Source organism: Schlesneria sphaerica, assembly GCF_044336245.1.
GTDB lineage: Bacteria > Planctomycetota > Planctomycetia > Planctomycetales > Planctomycetaceae > Schlesneria > Schlesneria sphaerica.
Genome location: NZ_CP172346.1, coordinates 1,096,687 through 1,112,983 on the forward strand (window position 1 = coordinate 1,096,687; position 16,297 = coordinate 1,112,983).

General features: G+C 56.5%; 9 protein-coding genes and 1 tRNA gene. 7 read left to right on the forward strand and 3 right to left on the reverse strand.

All coding sequences use genetic code 11. The features are described 5' to 3' along the window. The first annotated feature begins 703 nt into the window (after window positions 1-703). Window positions 704-3,460: a pyruvate dehydrogenase (acetyl-transferring), homodimeric type gene (gene aceE / locus ACGY09_RS04150; protein WP_397570570.1), complete on the forward strand. Its 2,757-nt coding sequence runs from the start codon at window positions 704-706 to the stop codon at window positions 3,458-3,460. A gap of 198 nt (window positions 3,461-3,658) precedes the next feature. Further along, window positions 3,659-4,978: a 2-oxo acid dehydrogenase subunit E2 gene (locus ACGY09_RS04155; RefSeq protein ID WP_397570571.1), complete on the forward strand. Its 1,320-nt coding sequence runs from the start codon at window positions 3,659-3,661 to the stop codon at window positions 4,976-4,978. 220 nt (window positions 4,979-5,198) lie between these two features. On the opposite strand, the gene ACGY09_RS04160 is transcribed toward ACGY09_RS04155, so the two are convergent. From ACGY09_RS04160 to ACGY09_RS04170, 3 genes are all read right to left on the reverse strand, one after another. Next, window positions 5,199-6,845 (reverse strand): sugar ABC transporter ATP-binding protein, encoded by a 1,647-nt coding sequence (locus tag ACGY09_RS04160; protein ID WP_397570572.1) that lies wholly within the window; start codon window positions 6,843-6,845, stop codon window positions 5,199-5,201. 9 nt (window positions 6,846-6,854) lie between these two features. After that, window positions 6,855-8,033: a M24 family metallopeptidase gene (locus tag ACGY09_RS04165; RefSeq protein ID WP_397570573.1), complete on the reverse strand. Its 1,179-nt coding sequence runs from the start codon at window positions 8,031-8,033 to the stop codon at window positions 6,855-6,857. Window positions 8,034-8,286: 253 nt separating this feature from the next. Further along, window positions 8,287-9,339, reverse strand: a complete 1,053-nt coding sequence (locus ACGY09_RS04170; RefSeq protein ID WP_397570574.1) for an NAD(P)/FAD-dependent oxidoreductase — start codon at window positions 9,337-9,339, stop codon at window positions 8,287-8,289. Between the two features lie 438 nt (window positions 9,340-9,777). Between ACGY09_RS04170 and ACGY09_RS04175 the strand changes: the two genes are divergently transcribed. The 5 genes from ACGY09_RS04175 (at window position 9,778) to ACGY09_RS04195 (ending at window position 16,236) form a co-directional block, all read left to right on the forward strand. Further along, a tRNA-Ala gene (locus tag ACGY09_RS04175) sits at window positions 9,778-9,850 on the forward strand. A 306-nt stretch (window positions 9,851-10,156) separates the two neighbouring features. Next, complete coding sequence (locus ACGY09_RS04180) at window positions 10,157-10,579, forward strand: hypothetical protein (protein WP_397570575.1); 423 nt, start codon at window positions 10,157-10,159, stop codon at window positions 10,577-10,579. Window positions 10,580-10,898: 319 nt separating this feature from the next. After that, window positions 10,899-11,621 (forward strand): ABC transporter ATP-binding protein, encoded by a 723-nt coding sequence (locus ACGY09_RS04185; protein ID WP_397571846.1) that lies wholly within the window; start codon window positions 10,899-10,901, stop codon window positions 11,619-11,621. 71 nt (window positions 11,622-11,692) lie between these two features. Beyond that, complete coding sequence (locus ACGY09_RS04190) at window positions 11,693-13,792, forward strand: TolC family protein (RefSeq protein WP_397570576.1); 2,100 nt, start codon at window positions 11,693-11,695, stop codon at window positions 13,790-13,792. Between the two features lie 404 nt (window positions 13,793-14,196). Continuing rightward, window positions 14,197-16,236 carry an EF-hand domain-containing protein gene (locus tag ACGY09_RS04195; RefSeq protein ID WP_397570577.1) on the forward strand — a complete coding sequence of 680 codons (2,040 nt, stop codon included), beginning with the start codon at window positions 14,197-14,199 and terminating at the stop codon, window positions 16,234-16,236. Window positions 16,237-16,297: the final 61 nt, after the last annotated feature.

Here is a 16,297-nt window from a genome sequence, read left to right on the forward strand (position 1 = left end):
AAGCCAGCGACGTAGACGCCTCCTTTCGCCCCAAGGTCGGAAGGAGGCGTCTGTCATTGGATTTCGGAATTCCACAATCGCCTGCCGATTCACGCCTCCCTCAAAGGTTCCGATCCAATCTTGTGGACCATGCGGAACGCACGACTTTTCGATCCGGCGATCATCGTTCAATCCGGATCGCTCTTTTCAAGGCCATTACCGCGATTCGGGAATCGGACCAATCGCGCCGGCTGGCTCGCATTGCACAGGTCCCCCCGACGGCCCCCATCGCGACAGGTTTTCTGAATAATTTTCAGTATTTCGCGGTTCGAGTTCTCTCGTCCGCACACGTATCGGAACAGCACAGCGAACCACTGTGGCACTCATTGCTCGTTTCAAAGACAGTCGACTCAACATCGGACACGTCTGCCGCCGCCCATTTCCGCCGCGGAAACGGTCATTACTCCAGACTGCGGCGAAATTTGCGGTTGGCATGATGATCCGGTTTCTGCTTGAATACGTTACGGACCAAATAGAGAGGGTTGGAACTGTCACGGCAATCTGTGCAGACCCGGAATGACCTGCTACGATGCGGTGTCGTATGGGTTTGAGCGATAACCCGCGGATCAGTTATCCGGCTGAACGATATTGTTGAGTTACTGGTGAAAGTGATTCGCCCGCTCTTGATCGGCGAGCCTGAAATAAGACGAGGTTGGCGTAGAAAATGGCAAGCACACTACAAGCTGCTCCCGCAGTTCGACGAACGGAATCCCCACAGGCGGCTGACGTTGCAAATCCCACGGATGAGGTGTCAGACGTTACCGTACCAGCCATCGATCCACAGGAAATGGACGAATGGCTGGAGTCGGTTGACGACCTGCTGCATCGCTATGGGCCGGAAGCGCTGAGTCAGCTCCTCACGCAGCTCTATTCACGAGCCCAGGCACAAAACGTCCCCGTTGTGCCGGCACTGACGACCCCTTATGTCAATACAATCCCGCCGGAAGCGGAACATCCCTTCCCTGGCGACCGAGATATCGAGCGACGACTGCGGAGCATCATCCGCTGGAACGCCATGGCGATGGTCGTGCGAGGCAATCAGAACGGTTCCGGCGTCGGCGGACACATCTCGACGTTCGCATCCTCGGCCGTTCTCGTCGAAGTCGGATTCAACCACTTCTTCCATGCCCCCACCGCCGACCACACGGGCGACATGGTCTACTTCCAGGGACACTCATCACCTGGGATGTACGCTCGGGCCTTCGTGGAAGGACGCCTCACCGAAGAAAACCTGAACAACTTCCGCCGAGAACTTCCTCGCGGCCAGGGGCTTTCATCTTACCCACATCCGTGGCTGATGCCCGATTTCTGGCAGTTCCCTACGGTATCCATGGGTCTCGGCCCGATCTGCTCGATCTATCACGCCCGTTTCCTGCGCTACGTTCAGCACAGAAATCTGCTTGAGACATCAAAATCACGCGTCTGGTCCTTTATTGGCGACGGTGAAATCGACGAACCAGAAACCCTCGGCGCAATCTCGATGGCCTCGCGGGAAAAGCTCGACAATCTGACGTGGGTCGTCAACTGTAACCTGCAGCGACTCGACGGTCCCGTCCGCAGCAACGGCAAGATCATTCAGGAACTCGAAGGAATCTTCCGCGGAGCGGGCTGGAACGTCATCAAGATTGTCTGGGGAAGCGAATGGGACGCACTGTTCGAAGCCGACGAGAAGGGCCTGCTTGCCAAGGCACTCGCCGAAGTTGTCGACGGACAATTCCAGAAGTACAGCGTCGAGTCGGGCGAATTTATTCGCAAAGACTTCTTCGGACGGCATCCTGAGCTGTTGAAGCTGGTCGAAAACCTGACCGACGAGCAGATTCGTAATATGCGACGCGGTGGACATGACGCCTTGAAGGTCTACAACGGCCTGCGAGCAGCCGTCGAATTCAAGGGTGCTCCGACCGTTGTCCTCGCCCATACCATCAAAGGTTTCGGTCTCGGTAGTGAAGCGGAAGGCAAGAACACCGCTCACAATACCAAGGGACTCGCAGAAGCCTCACTGCTGGCGATGCGAGATCGGTTCGAGCTGCCGTTTACCGATGAGCAGGCAAAGTCCGCGATCTTCTACCGACCACCGGCAGACAGTCCCGAGATGAAGTACCTGCACGATCATCGCAAAAAGCTCGGTGGATACCTGCCCGCACGGACTCCGACCAAAGATCGCCTGGCCATTCCCGATGTCGCGACCTTTGTCGAAACGATGAGCGACGCCGGCAAGGATCGTTCCACGACCGGGGTTCTGGGAACCATTCTTCGCGTGCTGATGCGAGATAAGAACATCGGCAAGCGGATCGTTCCCATCATTCCCGACGAAGCCCGTACCTTCGGGATGGAAGGCTTGTTCCAGACTTACGGAATTTATTCCAGCAAGGGACAGCTTTACACCCCTGTCGATGCCGGCTCGGCCATGTCGTACAAGGAATCGACCACAGGCCAGGTGCTGATGGAAGGGATCAACGAAGCCGGAGCAATGGCCTCGTTTGTCGCCGCAGGAACGGCTTACGCCAATATTGGCCTGAACATGGTTCCCTTTTACACCTATTACTCGATGTTCGGCTTCCAGCGAGTCGGCGATCTGATCTGGCTGGCAGCAGACTCACGCTGCAAAGGCTTCCTCTGCGGTGGAACTTCGGGTCGCACGACGCTCAACGGCGAAGGATTGCAACACGAAGACGGTCACAGCCAACTGATCGCATCGACTGTTCCAAACCTGCTCGCCTACGATCCAGCCTACGGTTATGAACTGGCCGTCATCGTTCAGGATGGTCTCCGACGGATGTACGCCGAAGGGGAAGACATCCTCTACTATCTGTCGGTTTACAACGAGTCCTATCAGATGCCTGACGCGATGCCGAAAGGCGTCGAGACTGGCATCGTCAAGGGTCTCTACCCGCTGGATCCCGCGGTCCCTGCCAAGAAGCGAGCCACTCGGCCGCAGCTTCTCGGAAGTGGCCCGATCCTCCGCGACGTCATTCGAGCCCAGAAAATTCTCGCAGAGAACTACGGTGTCGAAGCCGACGTCTGGAGCGTGACCAGTTACAACGAGCTGAAACGAGATGCCCAGGCAGCCGCACGCTGGAATCGCCTGCATCCCGATCAGAAGCCTAAGGCCAGTTACCTGGAACAGACGCTGGCAGGTCTCAAGGGTCCATTCATCTCTTCGAGCGACAACGTTCAACTGGTCGCGGAACAGATTCGGCCCTACATGCCGGGACAGTATATCGTCCTGGGCACTGACGGATTCGGCCGCAGCGACACTCGCGTTACGCTGCGACGGCACTTCGAAATCGATGCTGAGTGTGTGGTCTACACCACCCTGGTCGCACTCAGCCGCGAAGGTCAGTTCGATGCCAAGAAACTGCCCCAGGTTCTGAAAGACCTGGGAGTAGATCCTGATAAGATCGACCCCGCCATCGCTTGATCGGATTGAGTGAGACACCCCTTGCTGAGCCCGCTTCGACGGGCTCAGCAGGTTGGGACGCTTCATCCCGCTCAATGCTGAAATCCACAGAACGCCCGGTTGCTAAATTTTTTGAAGTGCACATGACCTTTGTGCGCCAGATGTCTGAAATACGTTGTCATGGGCACCGCCCCACTTATAGAGATCACGAGACTTCCGATGACCATCGAATTCAAAGTCGAACAACAACTATTGGGTGACGGCATCAAGAGTGCCGATGTTGCCTCTGTGATCGTCGCTGTCGGCGACACAATCGAAGCGGGCCAGATCGTGATGGAGCTGGAAACGGAAAAAGCAGTCATGGAACTGCCTTGTCCGCATGCAGGTACCGTCACCAAGATTCTGGTGAAAAAGGGAGACACCGTGAAGCCGGGACAGGCCGTCCTGACCCTCGACTCCAAGGGAACCACTCCAACAGGATCGACCTCCGCTTCGGCAAAGCCGAGCGTGGCCAACGAGCTGGCCTCGGTCCTCCAGACCGATCAGGGTGCAGCGTCCTCCAGTGCCGCCAACCGAAACGGTGGCGACAAAGCCGCCATCGCCAAGGCCGTCTCATCAAAGACGAGTACACCTTCAACGCGGCGTGACATCCCGTTCCCCGCCGGTCCCGCGACTCGCCGACTGGCCCGAGAACTCGGACTGAACCTGGAACAAATCACCGGCACCGGCTCCGGCGGCCGAATCACACTCGAAGACGTGGCCCGTGCTGTGGCTGGGAGCGGTTCGGGTGGTGGACGCGGGCTTGTGGAACCACCACTGCCTGATTTCGCCCCGTTTGGTCCGACCGAACGTCAGCCGTACACCAAGCTGCAGAAAACCGTCGCGAACAATCTCAGTCTCGCATGGCAGATTATTCCGCATGTCACCCAGCATGACCTCGCGGATATCACCGAAACCGAATCCGCACGCAAGCACTTCGTCGAATCGGCCCCGAAGGGTTCACCCAAAGTGACCATGACGGCCCTCGCACTGAAAGCGGTCGTCGCCTGCTTGAAAGAATTCCCTGCGTTCAACGCCAGCTACGACTCCGCCAAGGCGGAACTCGTTCTGAAGAAGTACTACCACATCGGTGTTGCTGTCGACACGCCGAACGGTCTGGTTGTCCCTGTCATCCGCGACGTGGACAAGAAGACCGTCCTGCAGCTCGCAGCAGAACTGACAGAAATCGCAGGCAAAGCCCGTGATCGTAAGCTCCAGGTCAGCGAGATGCAGGGTGGCACGTTCACCATCACGAACCTCGGTGGTATCGGTGGTACCGCCTTTACTCCGATCGTCAACTATCCAGAAGTCGCCATTCTGGGAATGTCCCGCAGCCAGAAGCAGTTGCAGCTCCGCAACGGCGAAGTTGTCGAACGCCTGATGCTGCCGCTGTCACTCTCGTACGATCACCGCGTGATCAACGGGGCCGACGCCGCCCGCTTCGTCGGCAAACTGGTCAACCTGCTGGGTGATTCGTTCCGACTCGTCGTCGAATCCTGATTCCCGGACAGCTCTGTGCCGGTGACTGATTCTCTGAACGCTGCATGAACTCAACTTCATGCAGCGTTTTTCATTGGAACCGGCAAATTCTGAGCTTGATCCGCTCCGACGTAAACTGGAAGCCGCGGAGGAGTCGAGTCGCGCAAATGCCCCGTAGAAGATGGAATCACAGCCGAACGGTGCTGCGGATTGCTTGAGGGTGGAGAAGCCAGCAGACCGCTCACGTTGCCAATGCGGTGGCTGCTTCCATCAGTTTTTGTTCCGTGAACTGCCCCCGGGAGAACTCCGCAGTCACGCGTCCCTCGCACAACACGAGGATACGATCACTGACCGTGATCAGTTCGGGCAATTCACTCGATGTGATGATAATGGCCAGCCCCTGTCCACAGAGCTCATCAATCAGTCGATAGATCTCGGCCTTCGCACCGACGTCGATCCCGCGCGTCGGGTCGTCCAGCAGCAGCAACTTCGGTCGGGTCCTCAGTGCTCGGGCAATGATGCACTTCTGCTGGTTGCCCCCGCTCAGACTCATGATCGACGCTTCGCGCCCTGCGGTTTTGACCCTCAGTGCCGAAATCGAATCGTCCGCGGCCTTTCTTTCTGCGGCCTGTCCCACAAAACCCATCGCCGCAACATCGTCCAGCGACGACAAGGTAATATGATCACGCACCGTCAGCTCGGTAAAGATGCCGTAGCGCTTTCGATCTTCAGTGACCAGACTGATTCCTGCGGACAAAGCTTCGTCCGGGTGCGAGAACTGAACGTCGCGCCCGTCGAGCACGATCCGTCCCTGAGGCGATTCACTGCTCGCCCCGAACAGGCATTCCAGCAGTTCGGTCCGGCCAGCCCCCATCAGACCTGCGACGCCCAGGACTTCACCTCGCCGCACCGACAGATTCACGTCCTTGAGTCGCCATTGCCTGACGTGTCCTCGCCAGGGGAGTGAAAGATTCTCGACACGCAGGACATCGTCTCCTGCCGTCCGATTCTTTCCGACATCGCTCGCTTCAATCGCCCGACCGACCATCAAATGCGTGACCTCGCGAGGATGAGTGGCGGTACGATCAAGCGTCTTCACAACCTGGCCATCACGCAGGATCGTGATGCGGTCGGCATGCTGAAAGATCTCGTCCATTTTATGCGAGATGTAGACGATCGTGACGCCCTGACTCTGCAGACGCCCAATGATCCGAAACAGTCGCTCGACTTCTGACTCGGTGAGGGCACTTGTCGGCTCATCCATAATCAGAATCGGGGAATGTGCCGTATCCTCCGGAAATGAGTCTCGTGGAGTGGCCTCAGAAGCGTGATCGCTTGGCGATTGAGCTTTCGGATCGTTCTTTTCTGCTGGCCGCGCTGCCGAGGCTACCGCAGGGCGATTCGTCAGGCCTTGCGACAACGCCTTGGCAATTTCGACCAACTGCTGGTCACCGATCCGCAGTGATCCAACCAACGCTTGAGGATCGATTCGACAATCGAGTTGCTGAAAGATCCGCGCCGACTGGCGTTCCATTTCACGGTCGTCAATGAACCCCAGGCCCGTCCGCAGTTCCCGTCCCAGAAAGATATTGGCAGCGACCGAGAGTTCCCCCACCAGATTTAATTCCTGGTGGATAATGTTGATCCCCAGTTCCTCGGCATCGCGCGTCCCCCGCAGCCGGAGGGGCTTTCCCGCCAGTTCAATCTGTCCTTCGTAATCCCCAATGACGCCCGACAGGATCTTCATGAGGGTGCTTTTACCAGCACCATTCTCGCCACAAAGGGCATGGAACTCACCCTGTCGAACATCAAAGCTGACGCTGCTCAGCGCCTTCACCGCGTGAAACTGTTTTGACACGCAGTCGAACCGGATCAGAGGGACTGACATTGCACTTCCCTAGGTCAGTGAAATCTCATGCTGGCTTAATCGTTCGTAGCCGGTGTCTGTGATCAGATAGTTGTGCTCGATACGGATCCCGCCGATTCCATCAACGTAAAGCCCTGGCTCCAGCGTCACCACATCGCCTGCCACCAGTACATCATCCCCCTGAGGAACCAGAATCGGTGCTTCCGGATGGGCAAGTCCAATCCCGTGCCCGGCATGGTGAGCGAACTTGTCCGCAAGACCAGCCTCAAGAATCGGCTGATTGACCGCGTTGAAGACAGCACTCGCTCGCGTCCCTGCCTTCAAGACCGTTTCACCGTTCCGCTGCGCGGCAGAAACCAGATCAAACAGTCGCTGCTGCTCGGCGTTGGGCTTACCGACTGTCAGGCAGTTCGTGAAGTCGGATCGATACCCCTCCAGAACCACCGAGTAGTCCAGAGTGAACATTTCACCATTTTCCAGCTTGTGATTCGTCGGCAAGCCGCCGACCTTGGGCTGCGACGCAGACGCTGCGCGGAAGTCTCCGTAAATTGTGGCAGGACGTCCCGCCGCTTCGGTCGCTGCTTTCTGAACCTCGCAGAAGATTTCGAACTCAGAAATCCCAGGCCGGACAATCTCTCGCAATCGCTTCATCCCCGCTTCCCCGGCGCGCATACACTCCTTCAGTACAGCGACTTCGTCGGGATGCTTCTGACGTCGTAAAGCACGGAGTGTTGTTCCCAAATCCACGGCGCCCGGTTTGTGGAGATCCTTCGCTTCTCGCTTGACCGAATGCTGCTCATGGTCGAGCCCCAGCAGTTCGAAAGCACCGACGGCGAGCCACTCTGCCTCGACCACTCCGTTGCGGCCGTAAAGACGGTCGGCGATCTGTTCGGCGGCCTTCAGCAAAGCATGGTCACGGTTGATGACCGAATGCTGATGGTCGTACCACTGCACCATCACTTCGTCGTCAATGAAAGGATCCGCAGCGCGACTCCGCAACGAGAAGTTGTCGCCGAGCAGCGTCGCTTTTCCTTCACGTTCCAGCAATAACCAGCAACGCTCGCCTGACGAAAAGGTATTCGGATGAATCCAGAAGTTGGTCAGATACAGCACATGGCGCGGATCAGCAATCAACAGCCACTCCACGGCGGAAGGAACGCTTTTCCAAAGCTGAGCGCGACGTGCCCGACAACCTGCTTCTGTCAACATGAGCAATCACTTTCCATTAACGTTTTCGCGAACGCGGCCTTAACCTTACCTGTAAACGATCATCCACAGTGGCCTCAAATCGAGGCAGCAGAGAGAGAGCAGCATTGGGTCCGGGCACTGAGCCGGCTGTCCGGCCGCCGTGGAAAACACAGATCGGCGTCGGCCGGCGTGACTCGTGACATGCAACTCTCTGCGGATCGGGCATGGAGTCTTCCCTCCTCCGGCACCACTTGTGAGCACCGGAGAACCGACTCTAGTGTACCCCTTGCGTCGCAAGGAATCGTTCTGCGTCGAGTGCCGCCATACATCCCGTGCCCGCCGACGTAATCGCCTGACGGTAGTAACTGTCGGCAACGTCGCCTGCAGCAAAGACGCCCTCCACGCTGGTGTTCGTGCGGAAGGGGAGCGAATACACGATGTAACCTTTGTCGTCGGTTTTTACCTGCTTCGCGAGGAAGTCGGTGTTGGGAGTATGTCCGATGGCACAGAACATCCCCCCTGCCTCCAGAACTTCTGTCTCCGACGTTTGCAGGTTTTTGAGACGAACGCCCGTCACACCCTTCTTCTCGTCTCCCAGCACCTCTTCGACGGTGGTGAACCATTTCACCGTAATCTTGGGGTTCTCGAGAACGCGTTGAGCCATAATCTTGCTGGCACGGAACTCTCCCCGGCGGTGAACGAGGTACACCGTCGAAGCGAATTTGGTCAGATAGGTGGCTTCTTCCATGGCGCTGTCACCGCCCCCGACCACGACCAGCGACTTGTTGCGGAAGCGTGGCAAGGCCCCATCGCAGACGGCACAAGCCGAAACTCCGCGGTTCTTGTAGAGATCTTCCGAAGGGAGGCCCAGATAGTTTGCGCGGGCTCCTGTCGCGATGATCAGCGAATGAGCGGTATATTCCTGGCCTTCCAGGGTCTTCAACGTGAAGGGACGCTTGGAAAGATCGACTGACACGACGTCATCAGTGACGATCCGCGTGCCGAAGTTCTTCGCCTGCTGCCGCATCAGTTCCATCAGTTCAGGACCGGTGACCCCGGTCATGTGAGGATCACGGAAGGGGACATTCGCTTCGGGAAGCGATGACTTGAGATAAGGACTCAGGTCGCCCGCAGGGAACCCGGGATAGTTTTCGACTTCGGTCGTCATGGAAAGCTGGCCCAGCGGCAATGTCCCGCGGATCCGGTTTTCGTCTGTGATCGCGCCTTCAAAAACAAGCGGTTCGAGATTCGCTCGCGCCGCGTAGATTGCCGCCGACCATCCGGCTGGTCCGGATCCGATGATCACAACTCGTTCCGTCACACTCATGTTCCTGAACTTTCTGACTCTATTTTGCCGGTTGTTTCCGCGCGGAAGGCTTTGCAAATCAACGTAACCCGGACACCAAACCCGCACGCGGCGGCCTGATGCCGGTCACAATTGTCCGAAAGTCCCGCTGTTGAAACGAGTAAAACAGAACGATACTCGCGATTGCAAATGCGAGCAACCTTGCCGCCGCGCTTCACGGCTGCTTTCAGCCTCTCCACAACAGGAAATCCACGCAGTCTGTCCCTGCCCCATCTACAAGACCACCAACTGCGCCGCGTCACTCGACATCTGGTCTGCCGTCGCCACGGCGATTCCCCCCGGATGACCATCGTCACCTCACCACGAGTCGCCCGATTCCTCAAGAATCTGCTGGATGGCTTTTGCAGTCCAAATCGTTTCTGCTACATTCCTCGCCGACGACGTACAGTGCCGTCAGTGGGGGCGGTAGCTCAGTTGGGAGAGCGCTGCGTTCGCAATGCAGAGGTCGGGGGTTCGACTCCCCTCCGCTCCACTCTCAGATTTTTCGTTCGACTTCGACGGCCTGTCGCCCATTTCCGGTGACGGGCCGTTCGTCTTTGCAGGTCAACGATGAGCGAAGAACGTGGCCAGACCAATTCGTCGTCGCTTTACCCGGCCGGCTCGGATTCAATGTTAAGGAACAAATAGACCAGTCACGGAAATTCGATCGACACGACGTGGCGTTCTTGCAGAATAACGCGATGGTTTTCAGCGTCGCTTCTGCTTGTCCCTCGCTACGAGATAGAATGATAGGCTGACTCACTCCAGATCGGCCTGTTCGATGTCAAGGAGTCTCTCTGTGAGGCGATGGTGGTCACCATTTCTGTATGTCTGGGCGTTTCCCGGCAGCTTTGTGGGACTGCTGTTTGTTCCTTATGCGCTGGCTACGGGGGGCAAAGTTCAATATGTGGACGGAGTGCTCGAAGCTTACGGGGGTCGCCTGACGGCACTACTCCAGCGGCCGTTCTGGATCTGCGGTCCCATCGCGGCGATCACCCTGGGTCACGTCGTTCTCGGTTGTGACAAAGAAACCCTGTACCGCACTCGCCGCCACGAACGTGTCCACGTCCATCAGTACGAACGCTGGGGGCCATTCTTCATTCCTGCCTACATCATGGCCAGTTTCTGGATCCAATGGCGGGGCGGCAACGCCTACCTCGACAACCCCTTCGAAGTCGAAGCCTACGCCATCGACGACGGCTGGAGCGACCCTACGCTCTGAGTCGGTTTTCGAGAATCAGACGACTGCTTCCGATCACAGATCGAATCGCACGTCACCAGCCTTTCCCGCATCCGTCAGGCTGCGTGAGTTGACCGGTTGGGTGGCTTTGCGGTGGAATGGCTGTTCCGTCGGCGGGCGTTGGCGTATGGACACTCACGTGGATGTGTCAATGTCTCGGCGACTGGTTCACGAGACTCGTCGATGCCAATATCGTTTAGACCGTCCCCTGCGCACCCGGCACTCCTGACTTTGTGCAGCTTGATACTCTTTAACTCTGTGGGCTTGGGCCCAGAACGAATCAAAGGTTTTTGACGTGGCGTTGATTGAGATTCGGGATGTCTGCAAGGTCTATAACCTGGGTGAAGTCCAGGTTCATGCGTTGAAGGATGCGCAGCTGACGATTGAGCAGGGTGAGTATGTCGCCTTGATCGGGCCTTCCGGGTCGGGCAAAAGTACTCTCATGAACACCCTGGGGTGTCTCGATCGGCCTACCTCGGGGAGTTACAAGCTGGCAGGGGAAGAGATCGCCACGATGTCCAATGATGACCGGGCGCGAATTCGGAATCAGCGAATTGGGTTCGTTTTCCAGAACTTTAACCTGCTCAATCGCACCTCGGCCTTGGAAAACGTTGAACTGCCTCTTCTGTATGCCAAAGGATTTTCGGCCGCCGAACGCCATCGTCGTGCCATTGAGAAATTGTCGCTGGTCGGACTGGCCAGTCGGCTGGACCATCACCCGAGTCAGCTTTCCGGAGGACAGCAGCAGCGGGTGGCGATCGCTCGCGCTCTGGTGAACGAGCCTGCGATCCTGATGGGGGACGAGCCTACCGGGAACCTCGACTCCAAAACCAGCCGCGAAGTCATCACGCTGTTCCGTGAGCTGAACGAAACTGCGGGAATCACCGTCATTCTCGTGACCCACGACGCTAATGTGGCAAAAAATGCCAAACGGGTCGTCGTGCTGCGCGATGGGGGCATCGTTTGCGACACGACAGACTTTCGCCAGGCGTTACAAGTGTTACAGTCCGGACTTGATGAATAACCCTCGCTTCGCGCCTCTTCGGCAGACGATGAACTACCAGAGATTTCGTCGTTTGATGCGAGTGCTTCGGTATGCAGTCCAATCATCGATACTGGCTGATCGCAGTCGTGGCGTCGAGCTTTGCCTTATCCGCAAAGTCTGCCCCGGCGCAGCACCTTTTTCCGACAATCATGCCGGGACAACGGTCAATCCAGGTGCGAGATCCTTCCCAGCTTGCCAAATATCGCATCTATGATTCTCCTCCCCCGCCGACCGTCTCCACGACAGAAGAGCTGGAACCCTGTCCCATTTCACTGGATGACGTTATTCGGTTTTCCTTGAACCGAACCGATGTTGTGCGCATTCTGACTGGCGCCACAGCAACATCGAGCGGCCAGACGATTTACGACGCCGCCATCACCAACACCACGATCGACCAGAACAACGCCCGGTTCGATCCAGTCCTCTCCTCCGAGAGTGCATTTACTCATCTGGAAAATCCTCAGGCCGTTTTCGACCCTGTCGATCCGACACAGACGCTGCTGAACGGCTACATCACGGATGGATTCGCCAATTCGACGAACCTCACGAAACTGAATGCGTTAGGGGGAACTGCGGGAATTGGCTGGAACGTCAATGATCGCCGATTTCGGCCTCAATTCAGCCCGCTGAACCCGCAATCGGATACCAATACGGTCCTCAGCTACACGCAGCCACTGCTTCGGGGGGCAGGCATCCAAGCCAACATGGCTCCGATTGTCATTTCGCGAATCAACACCGAGCTTTCCTTCTTCGTGCTGAAAGATTCCGTTCAGGAGATGGTGCGTGGCGTCATCGAAGGGTACTGGACCTTGGTCGCCGCCCGAACCGACGTCTGGTCCAAGGAACAACAGATCGAACAACTGGAAGAGACGGTGCGCTACATCAAGACTCAGATGAAGCTGGGCATCGTTAATCGAGCCGACTTGTCTCAGGTGCAGGTGACACTGGCGAACACGCGAGCCAACCTGGTCACATCGCGCGCCAACATGATTCAACGCGAAGATGCACTGCGAAACCTCATCGGGATGCCTCCGTCGGATGGCAAGCAGCTCATTCCGCACACGCCCCCCACGGACGAACGATTCCATCCTGACTGGTCGAAACTTCTCGAGATCGCCGCCGAGCGCAGGCCTGATCTGGTTGAGATGAAACTGATCATCGAAGCAGACGAGCAGCAGATTACTCTCGCCAGGAACTCGGCGTTGCCTCAGTTAGACGGAGTCGCCCTGTACCGCTGGAACGGGCTGGAAGGAACCACGCCCGCCGGACCTCCGATTCGGACGGGGGCCGGGGAGCATACGGACTGGACACTGGGGGTCAATTTTTCTGTTCCGCTGGGCCTGCGTCAGGCCCGCGCCACCCTGCGGCAACGGGAACTGATCATTGCCCGCGACCGGATTAACCTTCACCAGGGCCTGCACAACGCGGCTCATATTCTGGCCACGAACATCCGTAGTCTCGACCAGTATTACGAGCTTTATCTTGCTTACCGCGAGGTCCGCGAAGCGGCCAAGACGAACCTCGATTATCAACTTGCCAAGTACCGAACCGGGAACGGAATTCTGATCAACGTGCTGCAAGCGGTGACGGACTGGGGGAACGCCATCTCCAACGAAGCCAATTCACTCGCGAACTACAACACGACGCTGGCCACACTGGAACGGCAGAGTGGAACCATTCTGGAAACCCACGGAGTGACGTTCTACGAAGAACGCTACGGCTCGATTGGCCCGCTGGGACGCTTCTTCGTCGATTCATGCTATGCGGCGGAGACTCGCCCAGGCGAGAACGGTGAACGTTACCCCATGTCAGAAAAGCCCGCAGAAGAAAAGTTTGATTTGAAACGTCCAAAGGATCTTCGGGACAAGCCCCCCGCGATCGACTACGACAAGATTCAATTGCCGACCCTGGAAGAGAGTATCGACGACGTTCCGCCCGAACCCGATACGAACAACGATGACGATGCCCCCGTCCCCGATGCCCCTTCGGCAGACGGACGACGTTCGACGATTCGTGTCGTTTCCAACACCGAAGAATCCCGTCCAGCGGAATCAGCATCCGTTCGCCGCAGCCACGATCGACGGCGTGAAATTGAGTCTCTAAAGCCAAAATCAATTCGTGCTCGAATTTTCGGGTGGGGATCCCGCTAAATCACCTGATACGAATCAGCCCCATAGGTACTTTCGCGTCGCCACGTTTGAGGCCTCTTCGCATCGACCGGCCCGGAAGCATCCGTAGGCGGGGCCCCTCAAGAACAACAAGCCATTCGCTCCGTTCTCAATCATCGTCCGCAAGGCGATCATCCTTTTCCCCGTTCATGCCTCTGAATGACTTGTGCAACGGTGATTTAATCGAACAAAATCCCAATAGTAGACCATTCAGAGATAATGGCGCTACTTATAAGGTGGGATTAGCGCATTCAACTTCTCATATAATCCCTCAAGTTCATCTCACTATTCCCTCGAACACCACCAGGCTATCTAATTACTACGTGCGGCGATATCTTCCAATCCTGCGTTCAGTCAGAATCATCGTTTTCCAGCAGGGATAGAACATGAACGGAAGTGGCAGCGTGATGCGATACGGTCGAGTACAGCCATTGGACTTTCTGACGTCGCCATTCGCTGTGAACTATCGAGGTTGTTTGAGTTTCACACTTTTGTTCGCGCTCTTATTCGCTTTCAGTGAGGCGCCGCGTCACTGTTGCGCGCAGGTCTTCCAGCCTGACCCCTCACTCATCGCGAATGACGACCATCCCCGGGCTGGTGAATTTCGAAAGCGAGACCGAGATCAGAATGCAGCACTCTCAGAGGAAGAATTTGTTTCCGGTGGTGGTGCGGACAAGAAGGTACTTCAACGTAATTTTCGCATATTTGACTTTGATCGCGATGGACGTTTGAACCTGAGCGAGTTCGTGACGGTCCCCTTCGGACAGGCGGATCAACAGCGTGGGATGACTCCGGATCCTATCATTCAATTGTCGGCGGAAAAAAGGGAATTGCTTCTCCATCAATGGAACCAGTGGGATACGGATTCAGACGACCGACTCAGCAGCGCCGAATTTACGAAGGGGACTCCTGCATCCTTAGTGCGAGGAATGAACTCCACGACGTTCGTCGATTGGGATTTAGATCGGGATCAGTTTATTTCTCGCGATGAAGTGGCACGAGTTCTCGATATCGCATTCGGGGTTTGTACACCGAACGGTATTCAGCTCCGGTCGAACACCGGCAGAATTCTGGACTGGATCATGTTCCGCGGTTTGAAGAAAGACGAGAACGGAATGGTCAGCAAAGCCGACTACTTCAATGTGCTCGGTCCAGGGTTCGCTGATCGAGAGATCTGGTTTGACCTCATCGACAAAAATCACGATGGGCAGTTTGATCTTGAGGAATTCTCGAAGAGCAATCACTCGACGGACCCCGTCACAGTCTTTCTGAATTGTGACCAGGACTTCAACGGCGTGCTTTCAGTGGACGAATTGGAACTGCTGCCCGCAGAGCGATTTCCCGTAGCGAATTTCCTGATCCCCGCCTTCGATGACAACCGGGATGGTTCGCTTTCTTTATCTGAGTTCCAGTTCAGCCCCGTTAATAATCTGCTGGTGATCTGGAATCAGGCTAGAGACAAGAATGAAGATGGCAAGCTGAGTTTTGAAGAATTCCGCTACGATTCAGGAATCGTCCTGACAGCACTGTGTGCGGAGTACTTCCAGCGGCTGGATACGAATCACGACCGTTTACTCTCACTTGATGAATTCGAATTCGAGACAAGCAACACTTCGGATCGACAACGAGAACTTCGAGTTGAAAATTCCGAAGGAAGCGTCCTGCTTGTGACGATCCCTGAGTATCCGAACATTGGGTCGCCTCAGTTGTCTCCAGATGGGAAGTGGCTGGCCGTGGATGGTTCAAAAGAGGGCCAGAATGACGCCGCAGCGCACGTGCTTTTGATCAATCTGGCATCTGATGAAGTGCTCGACCTGGGATCGGGATGCCTTCCTCATTGGTCGGCCGACGGCCGCCGAATCGGATACTCCAAATACTCTGGCGGGGTCTACATCCGTAACGTCGAAGCGATCGAAGATGACGAAGAGCTGATCGATTCGCGAGGCTGGTCGATCTGTTTCTCGCCGGACGGAAAATATACAGCCTATACCAAGGGAGGGAACCTGGTCCTGCTCAACCACAAGACGCACGAAAAGCGAATGCTCTTTGACTCTAATAAATTTGAATATTCGTACATTGAATGGAACTTCGTCTGGTCCCCGGACTCTGAGCGAGTCTGTTTCAAAGCTCGAAAAGCGGATGGAACAATCGACGTCTGTATCGCATCGATCATGGAGGACGGCCCCGCACTTCGTGTGCGGTGCAGTGGCAAAGATGTGCGGACGAATTTGGCATGGCATCCCGACGGGAAACGAATCATGTTCCCAAGGTTTGCGGCTCCCGGCCGGCGCGAACAGATTTTCGAAATCCCGGTTGATGGCGACGAGCCAGCCCGGCGGTACGTCAAGCAGCCGCGAAACCGAAACAATATCAACCAGACTTGGTCCAAAGACGGAAAGCTGTTCGTCTACCTGACAACTCCCTAAGTTTTGTCATCGCCCCCAGCGAGCGCGGACAGTCCGATGCGCAAATGACTCACAGGATACG